A 1711-nucleotide genomic window follows, 5' to 3' on the forward strand; every position below is an offset into this window, starting at 1 on the left:
TGTCCATCTTCCAATCCGCAATCGCCACCAACACCTCACGCATGAACGGATTATCGAGGCAGTGCGCCTGGCCAATGGCAATGTCCATCGCCGTCACCCAACGCTGGTTTTCCGGGCTGCGCAGAATCGCCGAGTGGTAGGAGTTGGCCCCCCACGTCTTCTGGTCATGCTCCAGGCGTGCCCTAGCCTCACGCGGGGTTTCCTCGCGCTCGTGACAAGAACTGCCGCTGGAGCGGGCCGGGCCTTTTCGTACGGCGCGCGTGTGGTCCTCCGGGTCCTCGGTTAATCCGTTAAAACGCGCCAGCGCCTCCTGCTGCGTGGTGTAGGGGGCGTCATACTCGGCAGGCATCCTGATCCACAAAGAGGTTGCGGCGTCTTTGCCCAGCGCGATGCTTTTGCCAACCTCATCGGGTTTGTCCAGACCGGCGCGGGTCGGGCTGCCCTGTATGGCTTCGCCGCCAAACATCTGCGGCGCATGGGGCGGGTGCAGGGCCTCGGCATTGATCAGGCGTTCCTGCCCCTTGGCGATCGGCGCTTGCGAAGCCACGCCGGTGAGCAAGGACGCGCCCGGGTAACGGTGCTCGCCCGGGGCGCGGATGAACTCGGGTTGCGGCGACTTGCCCACCAGCACCGGTTCGCCGTCACGATGGCGCTTGGTCCACAGGCGCTGATAAAAACCGAGGGATTGCAGGGCCGTCATCGCCGGGCGCCCATCGGGCGTGGCATCGGGCACGCCATAGGTGCCGATGCCTTGCACATCATCCAGCGCCACAGTGGTGTCGTCGGGGCAAAAATACACGTACACCTTGCCGCGATTGTCGCGCTCGGGAAAAACCGTAAAGTTGCCGATTTTGTCCGGCCGCGTCCCTTGCGTGGGTGACCATCGCGGACCGCTGCGACCGCCGTAGGTTTTGCTGTCCCGGAGCGCGGATAGCGGAGGTTGCGGATGCGGGGTTTGTGTCACCGCGCTGACGATCCGGATCAGCGTGGCGAGGGTGTCATGGTCTTTGGGGGTGACCTTGGGCAGCACGCTGTAGGGCGAGTCCACGAGAACGAGGGTGTCGGCGCAACGCTGGCCCTTGTCCACCAACAAGGCCTGGGCCAGCAGCGCGATCAGAGTGCCCTGGCTGTGGCCCATGATGCTGATGGTTTCATCGGGGGAGACCCGGCGAATTTCACTGACCAGCATCGCCAGTCGGTGTGCGGCGAATACAAAGTAATGCCGCAGCGGCGCATTGGCGAACAGCAAGTAATTGTTCGGGCTCGCGCGTTCGACGGTGGCGGTTTTCCAGTTGGACTTGAAACCCTCGCCATACATCTCCGCCAGATTGTTGGTGGCATTCACGAAAAAACCACCGGCCTTGGCAAAGTGGCGATCCAGGCGATTGCCCTGGATATCCTGAAACTGATTGCGCATCCGAAACGGATCGCCGGCGTCATCACGCTTGACGTGTTCCGGAGCGGCCCGATAGCCCCAGTAGAACGGGATCATCAGGCTGCGGGTTTTGGGGGCGTCTGTGTCACGCTGATAGAGATAAGTATCAGGGTCGTCAAGTATTTGCTCTTCTTTGTCTTTCCAAGTGTCCCGAGGCGATTCTTTGGCCTTTTGGTATTTAGCCCCATACCGCCCCGCCTTAAGATCCGGCCGATCCAGCCGCTCGTTCACCCCCTGACACAACCCGGTTTCCACTGATTCATACGACGCCCCGGG

Annotated in this window: 1 protein-coding gene; it reads right to left on the reverse strand. The window is 62.0% G+C overall.

Annotated features, from left to right (window positions below):
- Positions 1–1711: DUF3274 domain-containing protein (locus KGB21_RS29300; RefSeq protein ID WP_223507543.1), on the reverse strand; the 1711-nt coding region annotated here is incomplete at both ends.

The sequence above is a fragment of the Pseudomonas sp. GL-RE-29 genome, assembly GCF_019947275.1.
In the GTDB taxonomy this organism is placed as follows: Bacteria; Pseudomonadota; Gammaproteobacteria; order Pseudomonadales; family Pseudomonadaceae; genus Aquipseudomonas; species Aquipseudomonas fluorescens_A.